This window comes from Pseudomonas sp. 21615526 (assembly GCF_013386245.1).
Lineage (GTDB): Bacteria > Pseudomonadota > Gammaproteobacteria > Pseudomonadales > Pseudomonadaceae > Aquipseudomonas.
On record NZ_JACAOM010000029.1, the window covers coordinates 203,112 to 229,239 of the forward strand.

The window sequence follows — 26,128 nt, forward strand, 5'->3', positions numbered from 1 at the left end:
AGAAAACTAATGTGGGAGCGGGCTTGCTCGCGAATGCGGTGGATCAGCCACAGATGGGTTGACTGACACTACGCTTTCGCGAGCAAGCCCGCTCCCACATTTGATCTGTGTGGGCTCAGGTATTCTGCGCCGCGCCGCCTTCCAGCTTGCGCCACAACAACCGCACGTTCGCCTTGCGCACCAACGCACAGCGATACAACCGGATCTCCAGCGGCACATGCCATTGCGGGCCGCCGCACACCACCAGCTCACCCCGGGCCAGCTCGGCGCGCACGCTCAACTGCGGCACCCAGGCAATGCCCAAGCCCTCAAGGGCCATGCTTTTCAGGCTGTCGGCCATGGCCGTTTCGTAAATCGTGGTAAAGCGCAGCGCCCGCTGGCGCAGCAGCAGGTTTACCGAGCGCCCCAGGAAAGCTCCGGCGCTGTAGGCCAGCAGCGGCACGCTGCCCTCGCCTTCCAGGTCGAACAGCGGCTTGCCGTCGGCATCGGCGGCGCACACCGGCAGCATCTCGGTGTTGCCCAGGTGCAGCGACGGGAAGATCTCCGGGTCCATCTGCATCGCCGCATCCGGGTCGTAGAACGCCAGCATCAAATCGCAACCGCCTTCACGCAGCGCATGCACGGCGTCGCCCACGTTGGTGGCGACCAACCGCGTGGCGATGTTCAGCCCTTCGTTTCGCAACTGCGCGATCCAGCGCGGGAAGAAACCCAGGGCCAGGGAGTGCGCCGCCGCCACTTGCATGACTTCACCCTGCCCGCCTTCCAGGTGATGCAGGTGGCGCAGCACCTCGCCGAGCTGCTCGACCACGGTCCGCGCGGTGACCAGGAACAACTGCCCCGCCGCCGTCAGTTCGACCGGCGTGCGCGAGCGATTGACCAAGGTCAGCCCCAGCGCCGCCTCCAGGCTGCGGATGCGCCGACTGAACGCCGGCTGGGTGACGAAGCGCCGCTCAGCCGCCTGGGAGAAGCTGCGGGTGGCAGCCAGGGCGCTAAAGTCTTCCAGCCATTTGCTTTCAAGGTTCATCACATCCTCCCGGGGCACGCACCATTTTGGCACACACGTCCGTCATGGTAACGGGGTCACACCGACATTATGCCGTTTATGCATAGGCCAGTGTTTAACAGCATTGGCCCAAAATCTCCTGCAAGCCTAGCATTCACAGCGTTCCGGCCTAGCCCGGGTCCATATCGAGATGATTTCCGTCATGTCCTCCGCTGCATCTTTCCGCACAGAAAAAGACCTGCTTGGCGTACTCGAAGTACCCGCTCAAGCGTATTACGGCATCCAGACCCTGCGAGCGGTGAACAACTTCCGTCTCTCGGGCGTTCCGATTTCGCATTACCCGAAATTGGTGGTCGGCCTGGCAATGGTCAAGCAGGCAGCTGCTGACGCCAACCGCGAGCTGGGCCAACTCAGCGAAGCCAAGCACGCTGCCATCAGCGAAGCCTGTGCCCGTCTGATCCGCGGCGATTTCCACGAAGAGTTCGTGGTGGACATGATTCAAGGCGGCGCTGGCACTTCAACCAACATGAATGCCAACGAAGTCATCGCCAACATCGCGCTGGAGGCCATGGGCCACAGCAAGGGCGAATACCAATACCTGCACCCCAACAACGACGTGAACATGGCGCAGTCGACCAACGACGCCTACCCGACCGCGATCCGCCTGGGTCTGCTGCTGGGCCACGACGCGCTGTTGGCCAGCCTCGACAGCCTGATCCAGGCGTTCGCTGCCAAGGGTGAAGAATTCAGCCACGTCCTGAAAATGGGCCGTACCCAGCTGCAAGACGCCGTGCCGATGACCCTCGGCCAGGAATTCCGTGCCTTCGCCACCACCCTCGGTGAAGACCTGGCCCGCCTGAAGACCCTGGCGCCTGAGCTGCTGACCGAAGTGAACCTGGGCGGCACCGCCATCGGTACCGGCATCAACGCCGACCCGCGTTACCAGGCCCTGGCCGTCCAGCGCCTGGCGACCATCAGCGGCCAGCCGCTGGTACCGGCTGCCGACCTGATCGAAGCCACCTCCGACATGGGCGCTTTCGTGCTGTTCTCCGGCATGCTCAAGCGTACCGCGGTGAAGCTGTCGAAGATCTGCAACGACCTGCGCCTGCTGTCCAGCGGCCCACGCACCGGCATCAACGAAATCAACCTGCCGGCGCGTCAGCCAGGCAGCTCGATCATGCCCGGCAAGGTCAACCCGGTGATCCCGGAAGCCGTGAACCAGGTGGCGTTCCAAATCATCGGTAACGATTTGGCGCTGACCATCGCGGCCGAAGGCGGCCAGCTGCAACTGAACGTGATGGAGCCGCTGATCGCCTACAAGATCTTCGACTCGATCCGCCTGCTGCAACGCGCCATGGACATGCTGCGCGAGCACTGCATCGTCGGCATCACTGCCAACGAAGCCCGCTGCCGCGAGCTGGTGGAACACTCCATCGGCCTGGTCACCGCGCTGAACCCGTACATCGGCTATGAAAACGCCACCCGCATCGCCCGTATCGCCCTTGAAAGCGGCCGCGGCGTGCTGGAACTGGTGCGCGAAGAAGGCTTGCTCGACGACGCCATGCTCGACGACATCCTGCGCCCCGAAAACATGATTGCCCCACGCTTGGTGCCTCTGAAGGCCTAAGCGTTTGTTGCACCGCTCACCAGGTTGAGGGACTAGACACCTCTCACCTTTTGAGGGCCTGAAGGCTCGTTCTTCAGGCCCTTTTTTTTGCCTCAAGGTTGTGAAATGACGCCAATAAAAACTCCAAGATCGCCCAACAAACCCGCCTTGCCCGTAACGCCTTGGCTGAAACCTTTAATCGCCTCGTGCAGACGGATCACCCACTCCTAGGTATAGTGCCGCCCCTCTTCGCGTCAGCGGTCGTCGGTAACGAGACCCTGGGAAGCGCGAAACCGCATGAATAACAACACCCGCAAAAGGATTGGGGTCGAAGCGTCGTGCACTGCCTGGTGCCGAGCGATGCGTCGGACCGTCCTGCGTTTGCCATTAGAAAAATCAGCGAGGAACACTCCATGCTAGAAGTCATCAACGACTTCCTCTCAGGGAAAGTATTGATCGTGCTCATTGTCGGGCTCGGTGGTTACTTCACGATCCGCTCGCGTTTCGTTCAGTTGCGTCACTTTTTCCACATGTTTTCGGTGTTTCGCGACAGCCTGAAAAGCAGCGCCGGCCAGCTCAGTTCGTTCCAGGCGCTGATGCTCAGCCTCGCCGGGCGCGTGGGTGCCGGCAACATCGCAGGCGTCGGCATTGCCGTGACCCTGGGTGGCCCGGGCGCCGTGTTCTGGATGTGGGTCACCGCACTGGTGGGCATGTCTTCGAGCTTTATCGAGTGCTCCCTCGGCCAACTGTACAAACGCACCGACGCTGAAGGCACCTACCGTGGTGGCCCGGCGTATTACATCCAGCACGGCCTGCACAAACGCTGGTTGGGCATGGTGATGGCGTTCCTGCTGCTGGTGACTTTCGGCTTCGCCTTCAATGGCCTGCAAGCCCATGCCGTCACCCACTCGCTGAACAACGCGTTTGGCCTCGACACCACCTACACCGGCCTGGCCCTGGCGGTGTTGCTGGGCCTGGTGTTCATCGGCGGGATCAAGCGTATCGCCTCGATCGCCGACCTGCTGGTGCCGGTCAAGACCCTGGTCTACATCGCGGTGACCCTGTACGTGATCGTGCTGCAATTCGACCACGTGCCGGCCATGCTCGCGACCATCGTCAAGAGCGCTTTCGGCCTCGACCAGGCCTTCGGTGGCCTGGTGGGCAGCGCGATCATCATGGGTGTGAAACGCGGCGTGTTCGCCAACGAAGCCGGCCTGGGCAGTGCGCCTAACGTGGCGGCAGTCGCCTCGGTTGAACACCCGATCGCCCAAGGCGTGGTTCAGGCGTTCAGCGTGTTCCTCGACACCTTCGTGATCTGCACCTGCACCGCGCTGCTGATCCTGCTCTCGGGCTTCTACACCCCGGGCTTTGAAGGCGACGGCATTGCCCTGACCCAGAACTCCCTGGCGGCGGTGGTGGGTGACTGGGGCCGGATGTTCATCTCGGTGGCCCTGGCGTTGTTCGTGTTCACCTCGATCATGTACAACTACTACCTCGGCGAGAGCAACCTGCGCTTCATCGTGGGCGACAACCGCAAGGTGCTGATGGGCTACCGCGCGCTGGTGCTGGTGCTGATTTTCTGGGGTTCCATCGAGAACCTGAGCACCGTGTTTGCCTTCGCCGACATCACCATGACCATGCTGGCGTTCGTCAACCTGTTCGCCCTGGCGTTCCTGTTCAAGATCGCCATGCGCATCCTGAATGACTACGACGGCCAGCGTGCTGCGGGCATCAAGACCCCGGTGTTTGATTCCAGCAAGTTCCCGGACCTGGACCTGGACCGCAAGGCCTGGCCGGCAAATCCGGTGAAGCCTGAGCCAGCCGCTCAAGCGACCGCAGAACTGAACGCTCAAGCGCAACGCTAAACCTAGATAGATGACACGCCGCCCGGCCTTGGGCATGCTCTGGGCCCGGCGGCGTTTTTCGTTCAGGAGATTCTTCAATGCAACCAGCCAACAACGTCATGGTGCTCTACACCGGCGGCACCATCGGCATGCAGGCCAGCGCCAACGGCCTGGCCCCCGCTTCGGGGTTTGAAGCGCGCATGAGCGAAGCCCTCGCCCAACTGAATATGCCAGCCTGGCGCTTTCGGGAAATGTCCCCGCTGATCGACAGTGCGAACATGACCCCCGCCTATTGGCAGCGCCTGCGCGTCGCCGTGATCGAGGCGGTGGACGAGGGTTGCGACGCCGTACTGGTGCTGCACGGCACCGACACCCTGGCCTACAGCGCTGCGGCCATGAGTTTCCAACTGCTGGGCCTGCCCGCGCCGGTGCTGTTTACCGGCTCGATGCTGCCGGCCGGTGTGCCCGACAGCGATGCCTGGGAAAACGTCAGCGGCGCGCTGGCAGCCCTGGGCGCTGGCCTGGCGCCGGGGGTGCAACTGTACTTCCACGGTGCACTGATGGCCCCGACCCGCTGCGCGAAGATCCGCAGTTTTGGTCGCCATCCGTTTGCCGCATTGCAGCGTAACGGCGGCGTCGCCAAGGCGGACATGATTCCGGCGGCGCTGCATTACCGCCAGCCCAAGGCGCTGGTCAATGTGGGCGTGCTGCCACTGGTGCCGGGCATCGCCGCCGCGCAATTGGACGCGTTGATCGACAGCGGCATCCAGGCGCTGGTGCTGGAATGCTTCGGCAGCGGCACCGGGCCGAGCGACAACCCGCAGTTCCTCGCCAGCCTGCAGCGCGCGCAGGATAACGGCGTGGTCGTGGTGGCAATCACCCAATGCCATGAAGGCGGTGTGGAGCTGGACGTGTACGAGGCCGGCAGCCGCTTGCGGGGCGTCGGGGTGTTGTCAGGTGGCGGGATGACCCGTGAAGCCGCGTTCGGCAAGCTCAATGCGTTGATCGGCGCCGGGCTGGACACCGCCGAAATCCGCCGCCTGGTCGAACTCGACCTGTGCGGCGAACTGAGCTGACCGGCATATAACTTGCTCCTCTTCCAGCCATCCCCTGGCTGGAAGCACCCATGTTGCACTCCCACCTCACCACCCTCAATGCCGTCTCGTTGGTGCTCAATACCTTCAAGGCCGAAGGCCAACCCGCCGAGGCCTTGCTGGCCGGCAGCGGTATCTGCGCGGCGGACTTGAGCCGCGCCGACACCCGCATCACCACCAACCAGGAGATGCGCGTGTGCGCCAACGCCGTGGCCCTGCGCAGGGATATCGGCCTGGAGCTGGGCCGGCAAATGCACGTTTCTTCCTATGGCATGCTCGGTTACGCACTGCTCACCAGTGCCACCTTCGGTGACGCTTTGCGCCTGGCGCTGCGGTATCCGGCGCTGCTGGGAACACTTTTCGAGCTGGACCTTGAGGAAGACGGCACGCGCATCTGGTTCAGCGCCGCGGATTACCGGGAAAATCCGGCGCTGGAAATGTTCAACGTCGAACTCTGCCTGGCCTCGTTGAAGGTGATCTGCGACGACCTGCTGGGGCATGCCCTGCCGCTGTTGGGGGCGCGCTTTGAACACGACGCCCCGGATTACCGCGCACGGTACGCCGAAATCTTTGCCTGCCCGCTGCAATTCGGCGCCATCGCCAACGCGTTTGCCTTCGACCGAAGCTGGCTGGACCAGCCCCTGCCATTAGCCGACGCCGTCACCCACCAGGCCATGGCCGAGCGCTGCCGCAAGCAAAACACCGAGTTCACCGGGCGCCAGGCCTGGCTGGGCAAGATTCGCCACCTGCTCGCCAGCCAACTCAGCGCCGCGCCGGGCGTCGACGGCCTGGCCGAGCAGATGAACTGCTCCCCGCGCACGCTACGCCGGCACCTGCATGACTTGGGCTGCAGCTATCAGGAGTTACTGGACGAGCTACGCTTCGAGCGGGCCAAGCGATTGCTGGGCGAGGATGAGCTGCCCATTTACCGAATTGCCGAGGCGCTGGGCTTCAGCGAAACCGCGAGTTTCCGTCACGCCTTTGTCCGCTGGAGCGGCGTCGCACCCAGCCAGTTCCGCCCCTGAAGCCACTTGCTGGGGCACGGCCGCGCCATTTCGGGGCGAATTGCGGTCACACACTTTGGCCATATTTATCCCCTTTTGGCCGCTCCTGCCATTCTCATTAATCCCACCCGCCGCAAGACTGGACTCACCGATTCAGCCTGCGGAGAACAACAATATGCTGACGATCTACTCGGACGATCACCACCTGCACCATGGCCGGTGCGAGTTGATGGACGGGCAACTGATGCCCTGTTTTGAAATGCCCTCGCGCGCCGACCATGTGTTGCAACGGGTCAAGGACCGCGAACTGGGCCCGGTGCAAGCGCCTGAGGATTTTGGCCTGGCGCCGCTGCAACGTATTCACAGCCCCGCGTACCTGGACTTCTTCAAAGGCGCCTGGCAACGCTGGACGGCATTTGGCCAGGACGGAGACTTGCTGCCCTACACCTGGCCCGCCCGCACCTTGCGCCGGGTCATCCCCACCAGCCTGCACGGCCAGCTCGGCTATTACAGTTTCGACGGCGGCGCGCCGATCACCGCCGGCACCTGGCAAGCGGCCTACAGCGCGGCGCAAGTCGCTCTCACCGCGCAACAGGCGATCCAGCAAGGCGCCCGCAGTGCCTTCGCCCTGTGCCGTCCGCCCGGGCACCACGCCGCCAGCGACTTGATGGGCGGATATTGCTACCTCAACAACGCGGCCATCGCAGCCCAGGCGTTTCTCGACCAGGGCCACACAAAGGTGGCCATCCTCGACGTGGACTACCACCACGGCAACGGTACCCAGTCGATTTTCTACGAGCGCGACGATGTGCTGTTCACCTCGATCCACGGCCATCCGGAGGCGGAATTTCCGTTCTTCCTGGGCTACGCCGACGAGTTGGGCAAAGGCGCCGGTGAGGGTTTCAACTTCAACTATCCGTTGCCCGCAGGTTCTGGCTGGGACCGCTGGAGCGCCGCACTGGAGCAGGCCTGCGGGGATATCGAGCGCTACGGCGCCGACATCATCGTGGTCTCGCTGGGCGTCGACACCTTCAAGGACGACCCTATCTCCCAGTTCAAGCTCGATAGCCCCGACTACCTGGCGATGGGCGCGCGAATCGCCCGCCTCGGCAAACCGACGCTGTTTGTGATGGAAGGCGGCTACGCCGTGGAAGAAATCGGCATCAATGCCGTCAACGTTCTCGAAGGTTTTGAGGGATTCGCCCAATGAACATGCTCAAGCATCTCGTCCTCTGCGCCGCCGTGCTGAGCGGGGCTGCGCACGCCGAAGAAAGAACCCTGCGGGTCTACAACTGGTTCGACTACATCACGCCCAAGGCCCTGGAAGATTTCAAGGCGCAGAACCCCAGCGTCAAGCTGGTCTACGACATCTTCGACACCAACGAAGCCCTCGAGGCCAAGCTGCTGACCGGCAACTCCGGCTATGACGTGGTCGTGCCCTCCAACGTGTTCCTGGCCAAGCAGATCGAAGCCTCGGTGTTCCAGCCGCTGGACCGCAGCAAACTGCCCAACTGGAACCACCTCGATCCCAAGTTGATGAAGCTGATCGAGGCCAACGACCCCGGCAATAAATTCGCCGTGCCCTACATGTACGGCACCATCCTGATCGGCTTCAACCCGGACAAGGTCAAGGCCGCGCTGGGGGCCAACGCCCCCGTGGACAGCTGGGACCTGATCTTCAACGTCGAGAACATCAGCAAGCTCAAGCAATGCGGCGTGGCGCTCCTGGATTCGCCGTCGGAAATCCTGCCGCTGGCCCTGCAACACCTGGGCCTGGACCCCAACAGCAGCAACCCGGCGGACTATGTCAAAGCCGAAGCACTGCTGATGAAGATCCGCCCGTACATCACCTATTTCCATTCGTCCAAGTACATGGCCGACATTGCCAACGGCGACATCTGCGTGGCGGTCGGCTATTCCGGCAGCTTCTCCCAGGCCGCCAACCGCGCCAAGGAAGCCAGGAACGGTGTGACCGTGGACATGCGGCTACCCAAAGAAGGCGCGCCGATCTGGTTCGACATGCTCGCGATCCCCAAAGGCGCCAAGGACCCGGAAGACGCCTACGCCTTTATCAACTACCTGCTGCAACCGGGCGTGATCGCGCCGATCAGCGATTTTGTCGGTTACCCCAACCCCAACAAGGACGCCACCGGGTTGGTGGATCCGGCGATTCGCAACAACCCCAACCTGTACCCGACAGAGGCGGCCATGGCCACGCTGTATACCCTCAAGCCCCTGGGACGTGACGCCGAACGAGCCAGGACCCGCGCCTGGACCAAGATCAAGTCCGGCACCTGATCGGTTGCCGCCGGTTGCGCCTCAGTGCGCAACCGGCGCGCGCCAAACCTGGCCCAAGCGCTTCAACGCCTGGCTGATCTGTGCCTCGGGCACGGCAGCAAACCCCAATACCAATCCGGCACGCTGATCCTGCGGCGTGAGTGAGTCCGGCAACCAATAGTTGCTCAAGCCATTGATCTCCACACCCACCGCCGCCGCCTGTTGGATCAGCGCCTGTTCCCGCGCCAGGCTGTCGACCCGCACGGTCAGGTGCAGCCCGGCCGCCACCGACGGCAGGCGGCCAACACCTTCAACGCCGGCGGGCCATTCGGCCAAAAGCGCATTGAGCCGGCTCTGCGCGGCGCGGCGCATGCGGCGTACATGGCGCTGGAAATGCCCGGTCGCCATGAACTCCGCCATCACCGCCTGAGTGCTGACTTCCGAGTGGCGCACGTCCACCGCACGGCGCCGGGCAAAGGCCTGGACCAGGCCGGCCGGCAACACCAGGTAGCCCAGGCGCAGCGCCGGAAAGGCCACCTTGCCGAAGGTCCCGACATACAGCACCCGCCCCGTACGATCGAGGGCCGCCAGTGGCGCCAGGGGCGCGCCGCTGTAGCGGTACTCACCGTCGTAGTCATCCTCGACGATCCAGCCGCCCGTACGCTCGGCCCAGGCCAGCAGTTCCAGGCGCCGGGCCAGGCTCATCACCACGCCGGTGGGGTATTGATGGGACGGGGTGACGTAGGCCAGGCGGCAACCGCCGAGGCGGTTCAAGGCAGCGCAGTCGATGCCCTCGCTGTCCACCGTCACGCCATGCAATTGGCCGCCCGCCACCGCGAACGCATGGCCTGCTGCCCGATACCCCGGATTCTCGATGGCAACCTCATCGCCGGGCTCCACCAGCAGCTGTGCACAAAGGCTGATTGCCTGCTGCGCGCCACTGGTGATCACTATTTGCTCAGCCGTGCACTGCATGCCGCGAGAACTGCGTAGATAGGCCGCAATCAATCCACGCAGGCGCGCGTCGCCCGCCGGGTCGCCGTAACACAACTGCTGCAAGTCCGGCTTGCGCCAGAAAGCCGCATTCAGCTTGGCCCACACGTCAAACGGGAACAGATCGAAAGCCGGTACGCCCACCCGGAAGGCCCTCGGCGGACCGCTGGGCGGAAGCGCCAAATGGTTGTTTTCCACCCGCGCCAGCGCACCGCTGTGGATAACTTGACTGGACGAAATCACAGGTAACTCCGGCCGTTTTGTGGATAAACCTGGGGATAAGCCTGTTGATAACCCTGTGGACACTTTTGTGGATAGTTTTTTTGCGGGCGTCGGCGTCTGCGGCAATTGCGCCACATAGGTGCCATCACCCACGCGGCCTTCGATAAATCCTTCGGCATACAGTTGGTCGTAGGCGCGAACCACACTGTTGCGCGAGATCGACAGTGCCGCCGCCAGGTCACGGCTGGCGGGGAGCCGGGTGCCACTGACTAACCGGCCATCCAGTACCCGCTGGCGCAGCGCCTGATAGAGCTGGCGGGTGAGTCCCTGGCGGCGGTCCAACTCGATACCCGCCGGGTTGAACGAGAGCGGTGGTTCTAACGCAGGCATGGAATTGGACCTATAAAATTGACTGTAGATGGCTCTTACAACGAACCAATAGCCTGCCTAGGATGCAAGCATTCGCCAAGGAAAATCTTCATGTACACACCACGCGCCTTTGCCCTCGATGACTTGCCCGAAATCCAGCAACTGATCCAGCACACGCGCCTGGCGCAACTGGTGACCTTGGGCGAACAAGGCCTGCAAGCCAGCCATTTGCCGCTGCTGCTCAACCCGGATGAAGGGCCCAACGGCACCCTTTACGGGCACATGGCCAAGGCCAATCGCCAATGGCAGGACCTGCAAAATGGCGGCGAGGCCCTGGTGATTTTTGCCGGGGCCGAGGCCTACGTCAGTCCGTCGTTCTACCCGGCCAAGGCCGAACACGGCAAAGTGGTGCCGACCTGGAATTACATCGCGGTACACGCCTACGGCACCGGCGAAGTGTTCACCGAAGCCGAGCGCCTGCTCGAACTGGTCAGCGCCCTCACCGACCGCCATGAAGGCAATCGCGCCCAACCCTGGAAAGTCAGCGACGCCCCGGCCGACTACATCGACGGCATGCTCAAGGCCATTGTCGGCTTTGCCCTGCCGATCCAGCGCCTGGAAGGCAAACGCAAACTCAGCCAGAACCGCAGCCCGGCGGACATCGCCGGTGTTCGCGACGGCCTGGCCGCCAGCACCGACGTACGCGACCAGACCCTCGCCCGCTTTATTCCCAAGGAGCCATCATGAGCCAGATCGAAATCCGCCAGGTCAGCGCCGCCGACCACGCCGCTTGGTTGCCCCTGTGGCAAGCCTACCTGCGCTTCTACAACACCGAGCTGCCCGACGCCGTCAGCCAGAACACCTGGCAACGCTTGATCGACGCCAATGAGCCGACCCACTCGGCCCTGGCCTGGCAAGACGGCAAGGCCATAGGCATGGTCAATTTCATCTACCACCGGTCCAACTGGAGCATCGAGAACTCCTGCTACCTGCAGGATTTGCTGGTAGACCCGGCCCAACGTGGCACCGGCGTCGGCCGCAAGCTGATCGAATTCGTCTACGCCACCGCCAAGGCCGACGGTTGCTGCAAGGTCCACTGGCTGACCCACGAGACCAACGCCACCGCCATCCAGCTGTACGAACGCATCGCCGAACGCCCCGGTTTTATCCAGTTTCGCAAAGGTCTTTAAGGAGAAGCACAGCATGACGACATCATTGGCCGACTGGAAAGGTGTCCCGGCGCCCACCGTCACCCTTATCGAAGGGCGCTTCGTGCGCCTGGAAAAACTCGACCCGGCCCGCCACGGCGATGACCTGTTCAACGCCCTGCAAGGCCCCGGCGCGGATCCGAAGCTGTGGGACTATTTGCCTTACGGCCCATTCCCCGAGCGCGCCGCCTTCGACGCCTGGCTGAACAACCACGCGTCCCACAGCGACCCGTACTTCTTCAGTGTGATCGACAAGGCCAGCGGCGAGGTGCAAGGCATCCTCAGCCTGATGTCCATCGTGCCCGAGCAAGGCCGCATTGAAATCGGCCACGTGACCTTCGGCGCCCCGATGCAACGTTCACCGAAAAGCACCGAGGCGGTGTACCTGCTGGCCAGGCACTCGTTTGAGCTGGGCAATCGCCGCCTGGAGTGGAAGTGCAACAACGCCAACGCCCGCTCCAAAAACGCCGCCGAGCGTTTGGGTTTCAGTTTTGAAGGGGTGTTTCGCCAGCACACCGTGGTCAAGGGCCGCAACCGGGATACGGCGTGGTACTCGATCCTGGATGGGGAATGGCCGGCGATTGGGGCCGGGTTTGAAGCGTGGCTGTCGGATGCAAACCAGACCGGTTCGGGACAGTTGAAAACGCTGGTGGAGTGCCGCACCTAAGCCACCCTGCCACCCCCTGACAAATGTGGGAGCGGGCTTGCTCGCGAAAGCGGTGTATCAGTCACAAATGCATTAACTGACACACCGTCATCGCGGGCAAGCCCGGCTCCCACATTATATCTTCAGCGTATCCGGGCCTTGTGCTCAGCCGAGGTGAATAGGCGAGCATCTATAGATCAAACACCACGCCATCGCCTTTTCCTACAAGCTTCTGCGAACCTTCACCACTCCCATCTTCAACCCAAACGGCCTGAACACTGCGTTCAACGACTTCAGCGTCTGATTGCCCTCGCCATGTTCGATATGCACCAGCGTGCGTACGGAGATTTTGCACATCTTGGCAAACTGGCTCTGATGCAGCCCAGTGACTTCCGTTCGCAGCCGGCGTACCGCCTCGGCTATTTCCAGCGTTCCCTCGGCCAATGCATCCTGAATGCTTTCGATCAACCGGGTTCGTTCTTCAACCGTCAGGCTCATTTCAATCCCCGTCACCTCCTCGCCATCATTCTGTAAAAAACCTCCGCTATACAGGTCGACTCTTTTCCAAAAACAAGGTCGCCCGCCATGCCCCCTTCGCCCCAGCGCCTTGCGCTCACTCTCGGCCTGCTGGTCAGCAGCGGTTTTGCCGATGCGGCGCCCGCGCCAACCAAGACGCTGCAGATCGACACGCCCACCACCACCGGGCAAACCCTGGGCGGTAGCGACTCGCTGACGATTTCGGCACCGGGCAGTATCACCACCTCCAAAGTCGCGGTGACCTTGAAGGACGGCACCACCGGTAATGGCGTGGTGATCGACAACTCCGGCAGCATTACCTCCACGGGTGGCCGGGCCATCGACAGCAGCGGCGATCTCACCGCCGCGCGCAACTACAGCATCTACAACCGCGCCGGTGGCGTGATCCAGGGCGCCAACGACGCGCTGCGCATCGACAGCAACTTCGCCAGCGGCAGCCTGCTGATCGACAACAGCGGCACCATTCGCTCTGCCACCGGCCAAGGGCTGGACCTGGATGCGATCCGCAGCTCCAACGTCACCACCACTATCATCAACCGCCAGGGCGGGCTGATTCGCGGCGACGCCAGCGACGGCATGAAAACCGGCGGTAATGCCACCCTCACCAACTACGGCGAGATTTCCACCGGCGACACCCACTCGCGCGATGACAAATTCGACGGCGTCGACATCGACTCCGCTACTGGCGTGACCGTCACCAACTACGGCCTCATCTCCGGCGGCCGCCACGGCATCACCACCGACCTGGGCGCCACGCTGACCAACTACGGCACGGTAATCGGCCGCAACGGCTCGGGCTTTGGTTCCGACGGCGATGGCACGGTGATCAACCACGGCACTATTACCGGCGCATTCTCCGGACTGCAGCCGGACGGCGATGGTGACGGCGTGGACATCGACAAGATTGCCCACATCGAAAACTACGGAGTCATCCAGGGCGTCGGCGCCGGTGGTGTCGACAAGAACGGCTTTGCCAACGGCAGCGAAGGCATCGCCCTCGGTGGTGGCTATGTGTTCAACGGCGTGGGTGCATTGGTAAGCGGTGCCAACAACGCGGTGCTGGTGGACGACGGCAGCGACGGCCCGGGACTTGCTGCAACCACCCTGATCAACCATGGCACCATTCAGGGCCTGAACGGCTTCGGCGTGAAGTTCGTCGGCGAGTTTGCCGACACGGTGGTCAACGCCGGCTTGATCAGCGGCAGCAACGGCCTGGCCCTGGATTTGGGCGGCGGCGATGACACGCTGACCCTGCTCGGCGGCAGCCGCTTTGTCGGCGTGGTGGATGGTGGCACCGGATATGACCGCGTGATCATGGACGACGCCGCCGGCGGCAGTTTCGGCGACAGCCGCAACTTCGAATGGCTGGACGTGAAGCAAGGCACCTGGACCCTCACCGGCAGCGGCGACTTCAGCGACGGCGGCGAGATTTTCAGCGGCGCCAAGCTGATCAACCAGGGTGGGATCGCTGGCAACCTGACCGTCGATGAAGGCGGTATCTATGCCGGTGGCGGCAGTGTCGGCAGCCTGTTGGTCAAAGGCACCTTGCAGACCAGCACCGCCCTCGGCACCGCCAGCATCACCCGCGACCTGACGATGACCAGCGGCTCGACCCTGGCCTATGGCGTGAACGCCGACGGCAGCAGCGCACCGGTCCAGGTCGGCGGCACCGCGTACCTGAATGGCGCGACCCTGGCGGTCAATCCCGGCACCGGCACCTACCCGTGGCAGAGCCACTACACGGTACTGCAGGCCGGCAGCATCAATGGCACGTTCGGCAAGGTCACCAGCGACTATGCCTTCCTCACCCCCACCCTGGATTACAGCCCTACCCAGGTCGGCCTGACCTATTCCCGCAATGACGTGGCGTTCAATCAGTTCGCCAACACCGGCAACGGCACCCGCGCCGCCAACGCCCTGGCGAGCCTGGGCAAGAACAACGCGTTGTACAACGCCTTGCTCAACACCACCAACAGCAGCGCCGGTGCCGCCATTGAGCAATTGGCCGGCAGCAGCACCGCCAACCTGACCAGTGCCACCCTCGGCGCCAGCGCCCAGGTCGGTAACAGCATGTTGAACGCCATGCACCAACTGGGCGGCGGTGCCGGACTGCTGGTGGGCCTTGATCAAAAAGACACCCCCGTACTGGCCGCCACCGGCGTACCCGCCGAAGCCCGTAACCTCAACGACCCCAATGCCCGGGGCCGCCTGTGGCTGCAAGGTATCGGCAGCTACGGCAAGCTCGACGGCGACCACGGCAGCAATGGCCTGACCCAGCGCACCAAAGGCAGCGTGCTGGGGGCCGATTGGGCGCTAGATTCGGACTGGCGCGTGGGCGTGCTGGGCGGTTATTCGAAGACCGACTTGGACACCACCGGCGTCGACGGCAGCGTCGACAGCTGGCACGCCGGCGTCTACGCCATGCGCCAGAGCGGACCGCTGGCCTTGCGCCTGGGTGCTGCGTACAGCGGGCACCAGGGAGACAGTAAACGTACGGTGGCCTTTGACGGTTTCAACGATCGGCCCAAAGGTGACTACGACGCCGACAGCCAACAAGCCTTCGCCGAACTGGGTTATGCCATGGGCAGCGGGCGCCTGAGCGCCGAGCCGTTCGCCAACCTCGGCTACCAGCGCTACCACCGCGACAGCTACAACGAAAAAGGCGGCGCCGCCGCCCTGCATGTCGAAGGGCAAACCCAGGACAATTTCAGCAGCACCTTCGGCCTGCGCCTGGCGCACTTGAGCCAGCTGGACAACGGCATCAGTCTCACACCGCGGGTCAGCGCCGGCTGGAAACATACCTACGGCGACGTGGACAGCAGCACCCGCCAGGCCTTCCTGATGGGCGGCACCGCGTTCAACGTCGAAGGCAGCGCCCTGGACCGCGACAGCCTGTTGCTGGAAGCCGGGCTGGATATAGGCCTGTCGGCACGCCATACCCTCGGCGTGGGCTACAGCGGCGAAATAGGCAGTAACAGCCGCAATCACGGGCTGATCGGGCAATGGCAGATGAGTTTTTAATCGCGGCCCACTAGAGACATCTCTGGCAGGCAAAGGGTGGATGGCCTGACATTTATCCGCCCTTTACCCCGCTAGATTTCCCGACCTCATACATCAAGAGGTCGGACCTGCATGCCACTCCTTCAGAAACAACTCGCACTCGCCATCACCTTCGCGCTGGGTGCCACCAACGCTCAATTCGTCCAGGCGCGAGGGGACATCGATCCAGACAGCGAGTGGTTCATCCCGGCGCCAGAGGCCGGCCAGCAAGGCCACCAGCGCCCCAAGCCACCCAAGCCCACTCCCGACTTTAACTTTACCGACCACGCCACCACCCGTAACGGCCAGCAGGTTGCCCGCGTACTGGACTCTGCCGTGGACACCCTCATCAAGTCGGGCGAACTCAATGAGTGGCAAGAGTACGAACTGGACAATATCGCCCGGGAACTTGGCAGGCTGGCACCGGGCCGTGTGGGTGCAGTTCTGGAGCAACTGGCAGGCAGCCAGAACGCCAACCTTGGCGCCGCCACTCAAGACAGCATGAAACAGCTCAACAGCAGCCTGCTTTCAGTCATGCGCCGGACAGGCGACGAACGCAACCTTACGGATGCCGAAGGCAATGGCCACGTATGGTTCCAGGCCCTGGGCAACGCTGGCAAGCTTGAAGGACAGCACGGTAGCGTGGGCCTGCAGCAACACACCCGAGGCCTGATGCTGGGCGGCGACTGGGCAGTGGACGATGCCTGGCGGGTGGGTGTGATGGGCGCCAAGTCCGCCAGCGACCTGAACGCCAAACGCTTCAAGGGCGAATTGGACAGCTGGCACCTCGGCGGTTACGCCGTGCGTCAGGACGGCCCCCTTGCATTGCGCCTGGGGGCGATCTACAGCAGCCATGCCGGCCAAACCCAACGCACCGTAGACTTTGATTTCGTTGAGCGCCGCGAGCAGTCCAAAGGCAAATACAACGCCCAAAGCCAGAACGCTTTCGCCGAGCTGGGCTATCAACTGGACAAGGGCAGTTTCAGCGTCGAACCCTATGCGGGGATCGGCTACCAGCGCTATCACCGCGACCGCTACAAGGAAAAAGGCGGCTTTACAGCGCTGAATGTCGGCGCCCAGACCCAGGAAAACCTCAGCAGCACCTTCGGCTTGCGCCTGGCCAGTGCCTTTACGCTGGACAACCAGATGGCCCTCAAGCCGCACCTGAGCACAGGCTGGAAGCACCTCTACGGTGACGTGAGCAGCACCGTGCGCCAGTCCTCCGCGTGGGTAAAACGGCCGGGCTTCAACAGTGACTTCACCATCGAAGGCACCTCCCTGGACCGCGACAGCCTGGCGCTGCACACCGGGGTAGACCTGGCGCTGTCGACCCGGCACACCGTGGGCCTGGCCTATACCGCCGAGGTCGGCACCCACAGCCGTAACCAGGGTTTGCTGGGCCAGTGGACCCTGGCGTTCTGATTATTGCGGGCAAAAAAAAGGGGGCACATGCCCCCCCGAGGTTTAAGCGGTAGTTTCGAAGGCTGTTGATCAGCCTTCGATTTCAATCAGGATTTCACCCGGGTTGACCCGGTCGCCCTTGGCCACGTGTACGGCGGTGACCTTGCCGGCGATCGACGCCTGTACTTCGGTCTCCATCTTCATCGCTTCGGTGATCAACACAGCCTGGCCGGCCTTCACCACGTCGCCTTCCTTGACCAGCACGTCGACGATGTTGCCCGGCATCGCCGTGCTGACATGGCCTGGCGCGGTGGCGTGCTTGCGCTTGCTGCCGCCACTGCTGACAAACTCGTTGAGCGGTTCGAACACCACTTCTTCCGGCATGCCGTCGATGGACAGATAGAAGTGGCGCTTGCCTTCGGCCTTGACGCCCACCCCGGTGATGTCCACGCGATAGCTTTCGCCGTGCACGTCGATCACGAACTCGGTCGGCACACCTTCACCACCGGCACGGGCCACGCCGCCGGCTTCAGGAATCGGCAACAGCACTTCAGGGCTCAAGGTGCCAGCGTCGCGCTCTTCAAGGAATTTGCGCCCGATGTCCGGGAACATCGCGTAGGTCAGTACGTCTTCTTCGGACTTGGCCAACGCGCCGATTTCGCCGCGCAACTTGGTCATTTCCGGCTTCAGCAGGTCTGCCGGGCGATGGTCGATCACCTCTTCGCTGCCGATGGCCTGGCGCCGCAGTTTTTCATTCACGATGCCCGGCGCCTTGCCGTAGCCGCCTTGCAGGTACAACTTCACTTCGTTGGTGATGGTCTTGTAGCGCTCGCCGGCCAGGACGTTGAAGAACGCCTGGGTACCGACGATCTGCGAAGTCGGGGTGACCAGCGGCGGGAAGCCAAGGTCTTCACGAACCCGCGGGATTTCGGCCAGCACTTCGCTCATGCGGTTCAGCGCGCCCTGCTCTTTCAGCTGGTTGGCCAGGTTGGAAATCATCCCGCCCGGTACCTGGTTGACTTGCACGCGGGTGTCGACGGCGGTGAATTCGCTTTCGAACTGGTGGTACTTCTTGCGCACAGCGTAGAAGTACAAACCGATTTCCTGCAGCAGTTCCAGGCTGAGGCCGGTGTCGAATTCGCTGCCTTTGAGGGCCGCGACCATCGACTCGGTACCCGGGTGGCTGGTGCCCCAGGCGAAGCTGGAGATGGCGGTGTCGATATGGTCGGCACCGTTTTCGATGGCCTTGAGTTGGCACATCGAAGCCAGGCCCGCAGTGTCGTGGGAGTGGATGAAGATCGGCAGGCTCTGCTCGGCCTTCAGCGCCTTGACCAGCTCGCCGGTGGCGTATGGTGTCAGCAGGCCGGCCATGTCCTTGATCGCCACCGAGTCGCAACCCATGGCTTCCATTTGCTTGGCCTGGGCCACGAACGCCTCGATGGTGTGCACCGGGCTGGTGGTGTAGGCGATGGTGCCCTGGGCATGTTTGCCGGCGGCTTTTACCGCTTCGATGGCCACTCGCAGGTTACGCACGTCGTTCATCGCGTCGAAGATGCGGAACACGTCGATACCGTTGACAGCGGCCTTGGCGACGAAGGCTTTGACCACGTCGTCGCTGTAGTGGCGGTAGCCCAACAGGTTCTGGCCACGCAGCAGCATTTGCAGGCGCGTGTTGGGCAACGCCGCGCGCAGTTTGCGCAGGCGCTCCCACGGGTCTTCTTTCAGGAAGCGTACGCAGGCGTCGAAGGTCGCGCCGCCCCAGACTTCCAGGGACCAGTAGCCGACTTTGTCGAGCTTGTCGCAGATCGGCAGCATGTCGTCGGTGCGCATGCGGGTCGCCAGCAACGATTGGTGGGCGTCGCGCAGGATGGTGTCGGTTACGAAGATCTTCTTGCTCATTCTTATATTCCTCACAGGCCTGCGTGGGCGGCGATGGCGGCGGCGATGGCCAGGGCCAGCTCTTCGGGTTTGCGCTTGATCGAGTAGTTGGTCAGCTCAGGGTGGCTTTCCACAAAACTGGTGTTGAACTGGCCGCTGCGGAATTCCGGGTTGCGCAGGATTTCCTGGTAATAGGCGGCGGTGGTCTTCACGCCTTGCAGGCGCATGTCGTCCAGGGCGCGCAGGCCGCGGTCCATGGCTTCTTCCCAGGTCAACGCCCACACCACCAGCTTCAGGCACATCGAGTCGTAGAACGGTGGGATGGTGTAGCCGGTGTAGATCGCCGTGTCGGTACGCACGCCGGGACCGCCGGGTGCGTAGTAACGGGTGATCTTGCCGAAGCTGGGCAGGAAGTTGTTCTTCGGGTCTTCGGCGTTGATGCGGAACTGCAACGCAAAACCCCGGTGCTGAATGTCTTCCTGCTTGACCGACAGCGGCAGGCCCGACGCAATGCGGATCTGCTCACGCACAATGTCGATGCCGGTGATTTCTTCGGTAATGGTGTGTTCCACCTGCACCCGGGTGTTCATCTCCATGAAGTACACCTCGCCCTCGGCGAGCAGGAACTCCACGGTGCCAGCGTTCTCGTAGCCCACGGCCTTGGCCGCGCGCACCGACAGGTCGCCGATGTAGGCACGCTGTTCAGGGGTCAGCTGGGGGCTAGGGGCGATCTCGATCAGCTTCTGGTTACGGCGCTGGATCGAGCAATCGCGCTCGAACAGATGCACCACATTGCCGAAGCTGTCACCGAGGATCTGCGCCTCGATGTGCTTGGGATTGACGATGCATTTTTCCAGGAACACTTCCGCCGAACCGAAGGCCTTGGTGGCTTCGGAAATTACCCGGGGGAAGGCTTGTTCGAGTTCTTCACGGCTGTTGCAGCGACGGATACCGCGACCGCCACCACCGGAGGTGGCCTTGAGCATCACCGGGTAACCAATGCGGTCGCCTTCGGTGAGGGCTTCGGCGATGTCGGCAACGTTGCCTTCGGTGCCCGGGGTGACCGGCACACCGGCCTTGATCATGCTGCGGCGGGCTTCGGTCTTGTCGCCCATGCGGCGAATCACTTCGGCCGATGGGCCGATGAACTTGATCCCACGTTCGGCGCAAATATCTGCCAGCTCGGCGTTTTCCGAGAGGAAGCCGTAGCCGGGGTGCAGCGCGTCGCAACCGGTTTCCACCGCCAGGTTCACCAGCTTGCGCGGGTTCAGGTAACCGGCCAATGGCTCGGTACCGATGCTGTGGGCTTCATCTGCACGCTTTACATGCAGGGCATGGCGATCGGCATCGGAATAGACCGCGACCGAACGAATGCCCATCTCGGCGCAGGCACGCACGATACGTACGGCAATCTCACCACGGTTGGCGATCAGGATCTTTTTTATCACTTGGAAATTCCCTTGAGCCGATTGCTACCTACTTCGACCCTGGAAGCGGGTCGGCGCGTGACCAAATGTTTCATGGCAGTCGCGTGACACACACTATGCCCCTGCAGGAATTAACAAAAATCAATAATTATTGGGTTGTGTATAAGCAAAGACTTATAGTCGTCGCATCAAGGGTCGGCGGGAGTGCTTGAACTATGCGTAAGTCATTGATGCGTATGACATTGCGTCAATTGCAGATTTTCAATGAAGTCTGTGATTTGCGTTCCTACAGCCGCGCAGCCGAGGAAATGTCCCTCACGCAACCGGCCGTTAGCCTACAAATCAAGCAGCTGGAAGAGCTGCTGGGCCAGCCATTGTTCGATTACGTCGGCAAAAAGCTCTATATGACTGAAGCTGCTGAAGCCTTGCAACGGGCCAGCCGGGACATTTTCGGCCGCCTGGAAAACCTCGATATGCAACTCTCCGACATGCAGGGCTCATTGCAGGGCCAGCTGAAACTGGCGGTGGAATCCAGCGCCAAGTACTTCGTGCCGCACCTGTTTGCCGCCTTCAAGCGCCAGCATCCGGAGGTCAACCTGCACCTGACGGTGGTCAACCGCGCCCAGGTGATTCGCCGGCTTTCAGACAACCGCGACGACCTGGTGATCATGTCGATGGTGCCCCAGGACATGGGCCTGGAATTCCTGCCGTTCCTGAACAACCCGATTGTCGCGGTGGCGCCCCACGATCATCCGCTGAGCCATCAAGGGCCGTTGCGCCTGCAGGACCTTGAGCCTTACACGCTGCTGTTGCGCGAGCCGGGGTCCGGGACGCGGATGGCGTGCGAAGAGTATTTCAAGGAGAAGCGCGTGCACTTCACCCAGACGGTGGAAGTGTCTTCGGCCGAGGCGCAGCGCGAGTGCGTGACCGCCGGGTTGGGCGTGGCGCTGCTGACGCGCCACGCGGTCAACCTGGAACTGGCCACCGGCGGGCTCAGGGAGCTGCCGGTGGAAGAACTGCCGCTGTACCGCAGTTGGTGCCTGGTGCAGGCCAAGGCCAAGCGCCTGTCACCGGTGGCCCATGCATTCCTGGGCTTTATCCGCAGCGAGCGACTGCAGATCAGCGCGCTGGCTGAACGCTTCGCTGGGCAGCCGCGGGTGCCTGCCAGTGGAGTTCCGGATAGTCACTGATGCTCTGTTGCAATTGACGCTGATCGCAGCGGTCTTCAATTGCGCGACGGAAGGCCATGCGGCGCTGGTCTTCCTGCTGGCGGCGGGTCTTGACGGTGCTGTTGCTTTCTTCGTATTGCCGAGCCATTTCGAGTCTCCCAATGCGAGTAAGGGGAGTTCAGGATGGGCTCGGGCAATGACGGTTTAGCGGCATGGGGATGACAGGACGATGAATCTTGCGGGGCAGGACCCAATCAAAATGTGGGAGCGGGCTTGCTCGCGAATGCGGTGGGCCAGCCAGCATATTCAGTGACTGACACTCCGCATTCGCGAGCAAGCCCGCTCCCACAATGGGTCCGCGTACAAACTATCAGTCGTCGAGGGCTTTTACGGACTTGGGTGACAACCGAAGGCTGCGCAAGCTGCGCTTCACGCTCTTGAGGTGGTTGACCAGGCTCGGGCCGCGCGCCATGGCCACGCCCATCGCCAGCACGTCGATCACCACCAGGTGGGCGATACGCGAGGTCAGCGGCGTGTAGATCTCGGTGTCCTCGTGCACATCGATCGCCAGGTTGACGGTCGACAGCTCTGCCAATGGCGTCTGGCTCGGGCACAGGGTAATCAGGGTCGCGCCGCTTTCACGCACCAGGTTGGCGGTGATCAGCAAATCCTTGGAGCGGCCGGATTGGGAAATGCAGATCGCCACGTCGCTGGGCTTCAACGTCACCGCCGACATCGCCTGCATGTGCGGGTCGCTGTAGGCCGCCGCCGTCAGCAGCAAACGGAAGAACTTGTGCTGGGCATCCGCCGCCACCGCGCCGGACGCGCCGAAACCATAGAACTCCACGCGCTGGGCCTGGGACATGGCGGTCACGGCTTTTTGCAGCTCCACCGGGTCGAGCTTTTCGCGCACTTCCATCAGGGTGTGCAGGGTGGTGTCGAAGATTTTCAGGCTGTAGTCGGCGACGGAATCGTCTTCGTGGATCGCAAACTGGCCAAAGCTCGCACCGGCTGCCAGGCTCTGGGCCAGCTTGAGCTTCAAGTCCTGGAAACCGGAGCAACCGATGGCGCGGCAGAAGCGCACGATGGTCGGCTCGCTGATGCCCACGCTGTGGGCCAGGTCGGCCATGGAACTGTGCATCACGGCCGCAGGGTCAAGCAGCACGTGATCGGCAACCTTGAGTTCCGATTTGCGTAACAGGTGGCGCGACTGGGCGATATGTTGCAACAGGTTCAAAGGGCTGGACTCTTGTTATTGGCAGACGCCAGGGATGTAGCAAGCTTGTAGTTATACTACAAGAATTAACGATTTGCCCGTTCGATGCATCACTTAATCACGCTGCTGCCCGCTGATTCAGCGGGCAGGCTCGATGTAGCCCCGCGTGCGGCTTGGGCTCAACTATGGAAAATCGGCATTTTTTCGTAACAAATCCGCCAAGCCATCCGCTTCCACCGGCCGACTGATCAAATAGCCTTGCACCTCGTCGCATTGCTCATCCCGCAAAAAGTCCAGCTGCTGCTGATCTTCCACACCCTCGGCCACCACCTTGAGCGACAGCCCGTGGGCCATGGCAATGATTGCGCGGGTGATCGAGGCATCTTCGCGTCCCTGGCCCAGGCCACGAATGAACGTCTGGTCGATCTTCACGTAGTCCACGGGGATGCGCTTGAGGTAACTGAGGGATGAGTAACCGGTGCCAAAATCATCAATCGCCAGCTTCACTCCCAGGTCGCGCAGTTGCTGGAAGGTCGAGATGATGTGCTCGACGCTGTCGAGCAGCTGGCTTTCGGTCAGTTCCAGCTCCAGGTATTGCGGATCGAGCCCGGTTTCTTCCAGCACCTGGCGCACCAGGCTGATCAGCTTGCCCTGGCGCAGTTGGTGCACCGACAGGTTGACCGACACCCGAATCGGCGCCAGCCCCTGGCGTTGCCATTCACAAGCCTGCCAGCACGCCTGGCGCAACACGAACTCCCCCAGCGGCACGATCAGGCCGGTTTCTTCGGCCAGCCCGATAAAGTCGCCGGGCGGCACCATGCCCCACTGCGGATGTTCCCAACGAATCAATGCTTCGGCCGCATTCAGCTTGCCACTGGCCAGGCACAGTTTGGGTTGGTAGAACACCGTAAGCTGGCGCTCATCAATCGCCTTGCGCAGCTGGTTTTCCAGCTGCAAACGTTCCAGGGTGCTGGCCTGCAGGCTGTCGGTGTAGAACTGGAAGTTATTACCGCCCAGGTGCTTGGCGTGCTGCATGGCCATGTTCGACTGGCTGACCAGCGCGGATATTTCCCGCGCATTGTCGGGCAACAGGCTGACGCCCATTGAGGCACTGACCACCAGCTCGTGCCCTTCCACCGTCACCGGCACCCGCAACTTGGCCAGCAACCGCGTGGCCACCCGCGCCAGGCTCGACAGGTTGCCGTAGGCGTCGAACAGCACGGCGAATTCATCGCCAGAGAGCCGCGCTATGGTGTCGGCTTCGGGCAAGGCGTTGATCAAGCGGCGGGCCATTTTCTGCAACAACTGGTCGGCCACTTCATGCCCGAGGCTGTCGTTGAGCAGCTTGAAACGGTCCAGGTTGATATGCAGTAAAGCCAGGCTGCGGCCACCCTGGCGCACCCGCTGATGGGCTTCGCGCAACCGCTCGCGGAACAGCGAGCGGTTGGCCAGCCCGGTCAATTCGTCGTAGTGCGTGAGGTAGCGCATGCGCTCCTCGGATTCGCGCCGCGCGGACAGATCAGCGAAGAAACCCACGATATGGCTGACATTTCCCCGAATATCCCGGACTACATTCAGTTGTAGCCATTGCGGGTAGAGTTCGCCGTTCTTGCGGGTTTCCACGAGCTCGCCCTGCCAGGTGCCGTGGCTGAGCAACGCCTGGCGGATCACCGGGAAGTGGCGCCGTGCGTCGCGGCTGCTGGGCAGCTCCACGACATTGCGCCCGATCATGTCGTCGATGTCGAAGCCGGTGACGCGGCTGAATGCCTGGTTGACGGCTATCAGCACGTAGTCCGGATCGAGGATCACAATGCCTTCGCTGGCCGCCTCAAACACCGTCGATGCCAGGCGCTGCTGTTCTTCCAGGACCTTGCCGGCGCTGATGTCGCGGCGGGTGCCGAGCATCCGCGTGACGCGCCCGCCTGCCGAGCGCTCCACGGCGCGGCCACGGTCCTGGATCCATACCCAATGGCCATCGCCATGGCGCACCCGGTATTCCACCAGGTAGTCCTCGCTGCGGCCTTTAAGGTGCTCCACCAGCGCGCGCTTGAGCAGCGGCAAGTCGTCCGGATGCAGGCGTGGCTTGAGGTGGCTGAGCATCGCCGTGACGTATTCCGGCTCCAGGCCGAACAACTCCTTGAGCTGGGTATGGTGGACCTCATCGGTTTGCAGGTTCCAGTCCCACAGACCCAGTTCGCTGGCCTGCAACGCCATGGCCAGACGCGCCTCGCTTTTGCTCAGGGCCAGGCTCGCCGCGTCCAGTTCCTGACTGCGCTGATCGACGCGTTGCTGCAGGCCGATCTGTGCTTCGCGCAACTCTTGTTCGACCTGGCGCCGCTGCTCCACCTCACGCACCAGTTCCTGGTTCAGTTGCTCGCTGCGTTGCTGCGCTTGCTGCAGATGCTCGATCAACGCCTGGTTCTGGAAGCGCCTGAGCAGCCCGCGCTGGATCAGGCGATTGACCTGCCATGCCACCAGGCTCAGGGATGCCAGCAGAATCAGGCCCAGGCAACCCCAGCCTTGCTGTTGCGGGTCGCCGCTCCAGAATAAATAGAGGATGGCCGGCACCAGGCAGGGCACGGCAAACGACAGGAAAGCCGGCAGACTGACGGCATAGGCCACACTGGCGGACAAGGTCGCCGCGCCGAGCAGGCCGAACACCCAGGCCTGTTGCGCAAAGCTGTCCACCGGTACCAGGGCGATGGCAGCACTGGCCAGCGTCAAGCCGCTGACGGCCGAGCCCAGCATGAACATGCGTCGCCAGATCGGCTGCGCCTGGCGGCTGGGCATGGCGGAATCGAACGCCGCCACCTGAATTACCCGCAAGGCCACCAGCGCCAGCAGCCATACCAGCCAAATGCTGTCCAGCAGATAGCGCTGCGGGCTCCAGAGCAACCAGGCGCAGACCAGTCCATTCACCAGCATTAATAAAGTAGGCAGCAGGGAGCCTTGGTAAAGCAGGCGCGTGCGCTCCACCGCCATCTCCATGGCGTAGTGCTTGCGGATAACCTGCGCCGGTGCCACGGAGGGTCCCGCCAGGTCAATGCTAAGGGTCATAGGCAGTGTTCTTATAATGGTGAGCCCGAAACGTCGACGGAGCATACACAAGCAAACGCTCGGGCCAAACTGCCCCAAGTCATAAAAACAGCGCGACAATCAGGCGCAAACCTTGGAGCCAGACAGCTTGAGTGAGAC

20 protein-coding genes are annotated in these 26,128 nt (G+C 62.6%); 12 read left to right on the forward strand and 8 right to left on the reverse strand.

Annotated elements, in window-relative coordinates; all coding sequences use genetic code 11:
* Positions 1 to 115: 115 nt before the first annotated feature.
* The gene (locus HX786_RS10685) at positions 116 to 1,024 is read right to left on the reverse strand and encodes a LysR substrate-binding domain-containing protein (protein WP_003213413.1); all 909 of its coding nucleotides are present in this window, start codon (positions 1,022 to 1,024) and stop codon (positions 116 to 118) included.
* A gap of 181 nt (positions 1,025 to 1,205) precedes the next feature.
* Here HX786_RS10685 and aspA point away from each other — a divergent pair, with 181 nt between their 5' ends.
* From aspA to HX786_RS10715, 6 genes are all read left to right on the forward strand, one after another.
* Complete coding sequence (aspA, locus tag HX786_RS10690) at positions 1,206 to 2,630, forward strand: aspartate ammonia-lyase (protein WP_003213415.1); 1,425 nt, start codon at positions 1,206 to 1,208, stop codon at positions 2,628 to 2,630.
* A 392-nt stretch (positions 2,631 to 3,022) separates the two neighbouring features.
* Positions 3,023 to 4,474, forward strand: a complete 1,452-nt coding sequence (locus HX786_RS10695; RefSeq protein ID WP_003213417.1) for a sodium:alanine symporter family protein — start codon at positions 3,023 to 3,025, stop codon at positions 4,472 to 4,474.
* A 77-nt stretch (positions 4,475 to 4,551) separates the two neighbouring features.
* Positions 4,552 to 5,529, forward strand: coding sequence for an asparaginase (locus tag HX786_RS10700; RefSeq protein ID WP_177022395.1), 978 nt, complete (start codon positions 4,552 to 4,554; stop codon positions 5,527 to 5,529).
* A 50-nt stretch (positions 5,530 to 5,579) separates the two neighbouring features.
* Positions 5,580 to 6,572 (forward strand): AraC family transcriptional regulator, encoded by a 993-nt coding sequence (locus HX786_RS10705; protein WP_178912035.1) that lies wholly within the window; start codon positions 5,580 to 5,582, stop codon positions 6,570 to 6,572.
* A gap of 154 nt (positions 6,573 to 6,726) precedes the next feature.
* Positions 6,727 to 7,761, forward strand: a complete 1,035-nt coding sequence (locus HX786_RS10710; RefSeq protein WP_003213423.1) for a histone deacetylase family protein — start codon at positions 6,727 to 6,729, stop codon at positions 7,759 to 7,761.
* Positions 7,758 to 8,849: a polyamine ABC transporter substrate-binding protein gene (locus tag HX786_RS10715; RefSeq protein WP_008439486.1), complete on the forward strand. Its 1,092-nt coding sequence runs from the start codon at positions 7,758 to 7,760 to the stop codon at positions 8,847 to 8,849. Before HX786_RS10710 ends, HX786_RS10715 begins: the two co-directional genes overlap by 4 nt.
* Positions 8,850 to 8,870: 21 nt before the next feature.
* Here the strand turns inward: HX786_RS10715 and HX786_RS10720 are convergent, their stop codons facing one another.
* Positions 8,871 to 10,433 carry a PLP-dependent aminotransferase family protein gene (locus tag HX786_RS10720; RefSeq protein WP_023659291.1) on the reverse strand — a complete coding sequence of 521 codons (1,563 nt, stop codon included), beginning with the start codon at positions 10,431 to 10,433 and terminating at the stop codon, positions 8,871 to 8,873.
* A gap of 90 nt (positions 10,434 to 10,523) precedes the next feature.
* Here HX786_RS10720 and HX786_RS10725 point away from each other — a divergent pair, with 90 nt between their 5' ends.
* From HX786_RS10725 to HX786_RS10735, 3 genes are read left to right on the forward strand one after another with little or no spacing between them, the layout of a single operon-like run.
* Positions 10,524 to 11,159 carry an FMN-binding negative transcriptional regulator gene (locus HX786_RS10725; RefSeq protein WP_003213431.1) on the forward strand — a complete coding sequence of 212 codons (636 nt, stop codon included), beginning with the start codon at positions 10,524 to 10,526 and terminating at the stop codon, positions 11,157 to 11,159.
* Entirely contained in the window at positions 11,156 to 11,602 is a 447-nt protein-coding gene (locus tag HX786_RS10730; RefSeq protein ID WP_087694598.1) for a GNAT family N-acetyltransferase, read from the forward strand. Before HX786_RS10725 ends, HX786_RS10730 begins: the two co-directional genes overlap by 4 nt.
* A gap of 13 nt (positions 11,603 to 11,615) precedes the next feature.
* A complete protein-coding gene (locus HX786_RS10735) occupies positions 11,616 to 12,287 on the forward strand; it encodes a GNAT family N-acetyltransferase (RefSeq protein ID WP_178912036.1) in 672 nt (223 codons plus the stop codon).
* A gap of 201 nt (positions 12,288 to 12,488) precedes the next feature.
* Here HX786_RS10735 and HX786_RS10740 read toward each other — a convergent pair whose 3' ends face one another.
* Positions 12,489 to 12,764, reverse strand: a complete 276-nt coding sequence (locus HX786_RS10740) for a helix-turn-helix domain-containing protein (RefSeq protein WP_087694596.1) — start codon at positions 12,762 to 12,764, stop codon at positions 12,489 to 12,491.
* Between the two features lie 87 nt (positions 12,765 to 12,851).
* On the opposite strand from HX786_RS10740, the gene HX786_RS10745 reads away from it, so the two are divergent.
* Positions 12,852 to 15,824: an autotransporter domain-containing protein gene (locus tag HX786_RS10745; RefSeq protein ID WP_178912037.1), complete on the forward strand. Its 2,973-nt coding sequence runs from the start codon at positions 12,852 to 12,854 to the stop codon at positions 15,822 to 15,824.
* A 111-nt stretch (positions 15,825 to 15,935) separates the two neighbouring features.
* Positions 15,936 to 17,264: an autotransporter domain-containing protein gene (locus tag HX786_RS10750; protein ID WP_178912038.1), complete on the forward strand. Its 1,329-nt coding sequence runs from the start codon at positions 15,936 to 15,938 to the stop codon at positions 17,262 to 17,264.
* Between the two features lie 69 nt (positions 17,265 to 17,333).
* On the opposite strand, the gene oadA is transcribed toward HX786_RS10750, so the two are convergent.
* Together oadA and HX786_RS10760 are read right to left on the reverse strand one after the other, a co-directional pair.
* Entirely contained in the window at positions 17,334 to 19,142 is a 1,809-nt protein-coding gene (oadA, locus tag HX786_RS10755; RefSeq protein WP_003213440.1) for a sodium-extruding oxaloacetate decarboxylase subunit alpha, read from the reverse strand.
* Between the two features lie 11 nt (positions 19,143 to 19,153).
* Entirely contained in the window at positions 19,154 to 20,569 is a 1,416-nt protein-coding gene (locus HX786_RS10760) for an acetyl-CoA carboxylase biotin carboxylase subunit (RefSeq protein WP_178912039.1), read from the reverse strand.
* Between the two features lie 194 nt (positions 20,570 to 20,763).
* On the opposite strand from HX786_RS10760, the gene HX786_RS10765 reads away from it, so the two are divergent.
* Positions 20,764 to 21,738 (forward strand): LysR family transcriptional regulator, encoded by a 975-nt coding sequence (locus HX786_RS10765; protein WP_003213443.1) that lies wholly within the window; start codon positions 20,764 to 20,766, stop codon positions 21,736 to 21,738.
* Here the strand turns inward: HX786_RS10765 and HX786_RS31885 are convergent.
* From HX786_RS31885 to HX786_RS10775, 3 genes are all read right to left on the reverse strand, one after another.
* Positions 21,668 to 21,865, reverse strand: coding sequence for a PA3496 family putative envelope integrity protein (locus HX786_RS31885; RefSeq protein ID WP_003213445.1), 198 nt, complete (start codon positions 21,863 to 21,865; stop codon positions 21,668 to 21,670). The genes HX786_RS10765 and HX786_RS31885 overlap by 71 nt on opposite strands.
* Positions 21,866 to 22,087: 222 nt before the next feature.
* A complete protein-coding gene (hexR, locus tag HX786_RS10770; RefSeq protein WP_003213447.1) occupies positions 22,088 to 22,954 on the reverse strand; it encodes a transcriptional regulator HexR in 867 nt (288 codons plus the stop codon).
* Positions 22,955 to 23,116: 162 nt separating this feature from the next.
* Positions 23,117 to 25,990 (reverse strand): GGDEF domain-containing phosphodiesterase, encoded by a 2,874-nt coding sequence (locus HX786_RS10775; RefSeq protein WP_177022400.1) that lies wholly within the window; start codon positions 25,988 to 25,990, stop codon positions 23,117 to 23,119.
* Positions 25,991 to 26,128: the final 138 nt, after the last annotated feature.

Excerpts from the sequence above, each read along its gene's own strand:
- HX786_RS10720 (WP_023659291.1), bottom strand. The coding sequence starts at position 10,433 with ATGCCTGCGTTAGAACCACCGCTCTCGTTCAACCCGGCGGGTATCGAG.
- oadA (WP_003213440.1), bottom strand. The coding sequence starts at position 19,142 with ATGAGCAAGAAGATCTTCGTAACCGACACCATCCTGCGCGACGCCCAC.
- HX786_RS10750 (WP_178912038.1), top strand. The coding sequence starts at position 15,936 with ATGCCACTCCTTCAGAAACAACTCGCACTCGCCATCACCTTCGCGCTG.
- HX786_RS10730 (WP_087694598.1), top strand. The coding sequence starts at position 11,156 with ATGAGCCAGATCGAAATCCGCCAGGTCAGCGCCGCCGACCACGCCGCT.
- HX786_RS10765 (WP_003213443.1), top strand. The coding sequence starts at position 20,764 with ATGCGTAAGTCATTGATGCGTATGACATTGCGTCAATTGCAGATTTTC.
- HX786_RS10725 (WP_003213431.1), top strand. The coding sequence starts at position 10,524 with ATGTACACACCACGCGCCTTTGCCCTCGATGACTTGCCCGAAATCCAG.
- HX786_RS10705 (WP_178912035.1), top strand. The coding sequence starts at position 5,580 with ATGTTGCACTCCCACCTCACCACCCTCAATGCCGTCTCGTTGGTGCTC.
- HX786_RS10700 (WP_177022395.1), top strand. The coding sequence starts at position 4,552 with ATGCAACCAGCCAACAACGTCATGGTGCTCTACACCGGCGGCACCATC.
- HX786_RS31885 (WP_003213445.1), bottom strand. The coding sequence starts at position 21,865 with ATGGCTCGGCAATACGAAGAAAGCAACAGCACCGTCAAGACCCGCCGC.
- HX786_RS10685 (WP_003213413.1), bottom strand. The coding sequence starts at position 1,024 with ATGAACCTTGAAAGCAAATGGCTGGAAGACTTTAGCGCCCTGGCTGCC.
- HX786_RS10710 (WP_003213423.1), top strand. The coding sequence starts at position 6,727 with ATGCTGACGATCTACTCGGACGATCACCACCTGCACCATGGCCGGTGC.
- HX786_RS10745 (WP_178912037.1), top strand. The coding sequence starts at position 12,852 with ATGCCCCCTTCGCCCCAGCGCCTTGCGCTCACTCTCGGCCTGCTGGTC.
- HX786_RS10735 (WP_178912036.1), top strand. The coding sequence starts at position 11,616 with ATGACGACATCATTGGCCGACTGGAAAGGTGTCCCGGCGCCCACCGTC.
- HX786_RS10740 (WP_087694596.1), bottom strand. The coding sequence starts at position 12,764 with ATGAGCCTGACGGTTGAAGAACGAACCCGGTTGATCGAAAGCATTCAG.
- HX786_RS10695 (WP_003213417.1), top strand. The coding sequence starts at position 3,023 with ATGCTAGAAGTCATCAACGACTTCCTCTCAGGGAAAGTATTGATCGTG.
- aspA (WP_003213415.1), top strand. The coding sequence starts at position 1,206 with ATGTCCTCCGCTGCATCTTTCCGCACAGAAAAAGACCTGCTTGGCGTA.
- HX786_RS10775 (WP_177022400.1), bottom strand. The coding sequence starts at position 25,990 with ATGACCCTTAGCATTGACCTGGCGGGACCCTCCGTGGCACCGGCGCAG.
- HX786_RS10715 (WP_008439486.1), top strand. The coding sequence starts at position 7,758 with ATGAACATGCTCAAGCATCTCGTCCTCTGCGCCGCCGTGCTGAGCGGG.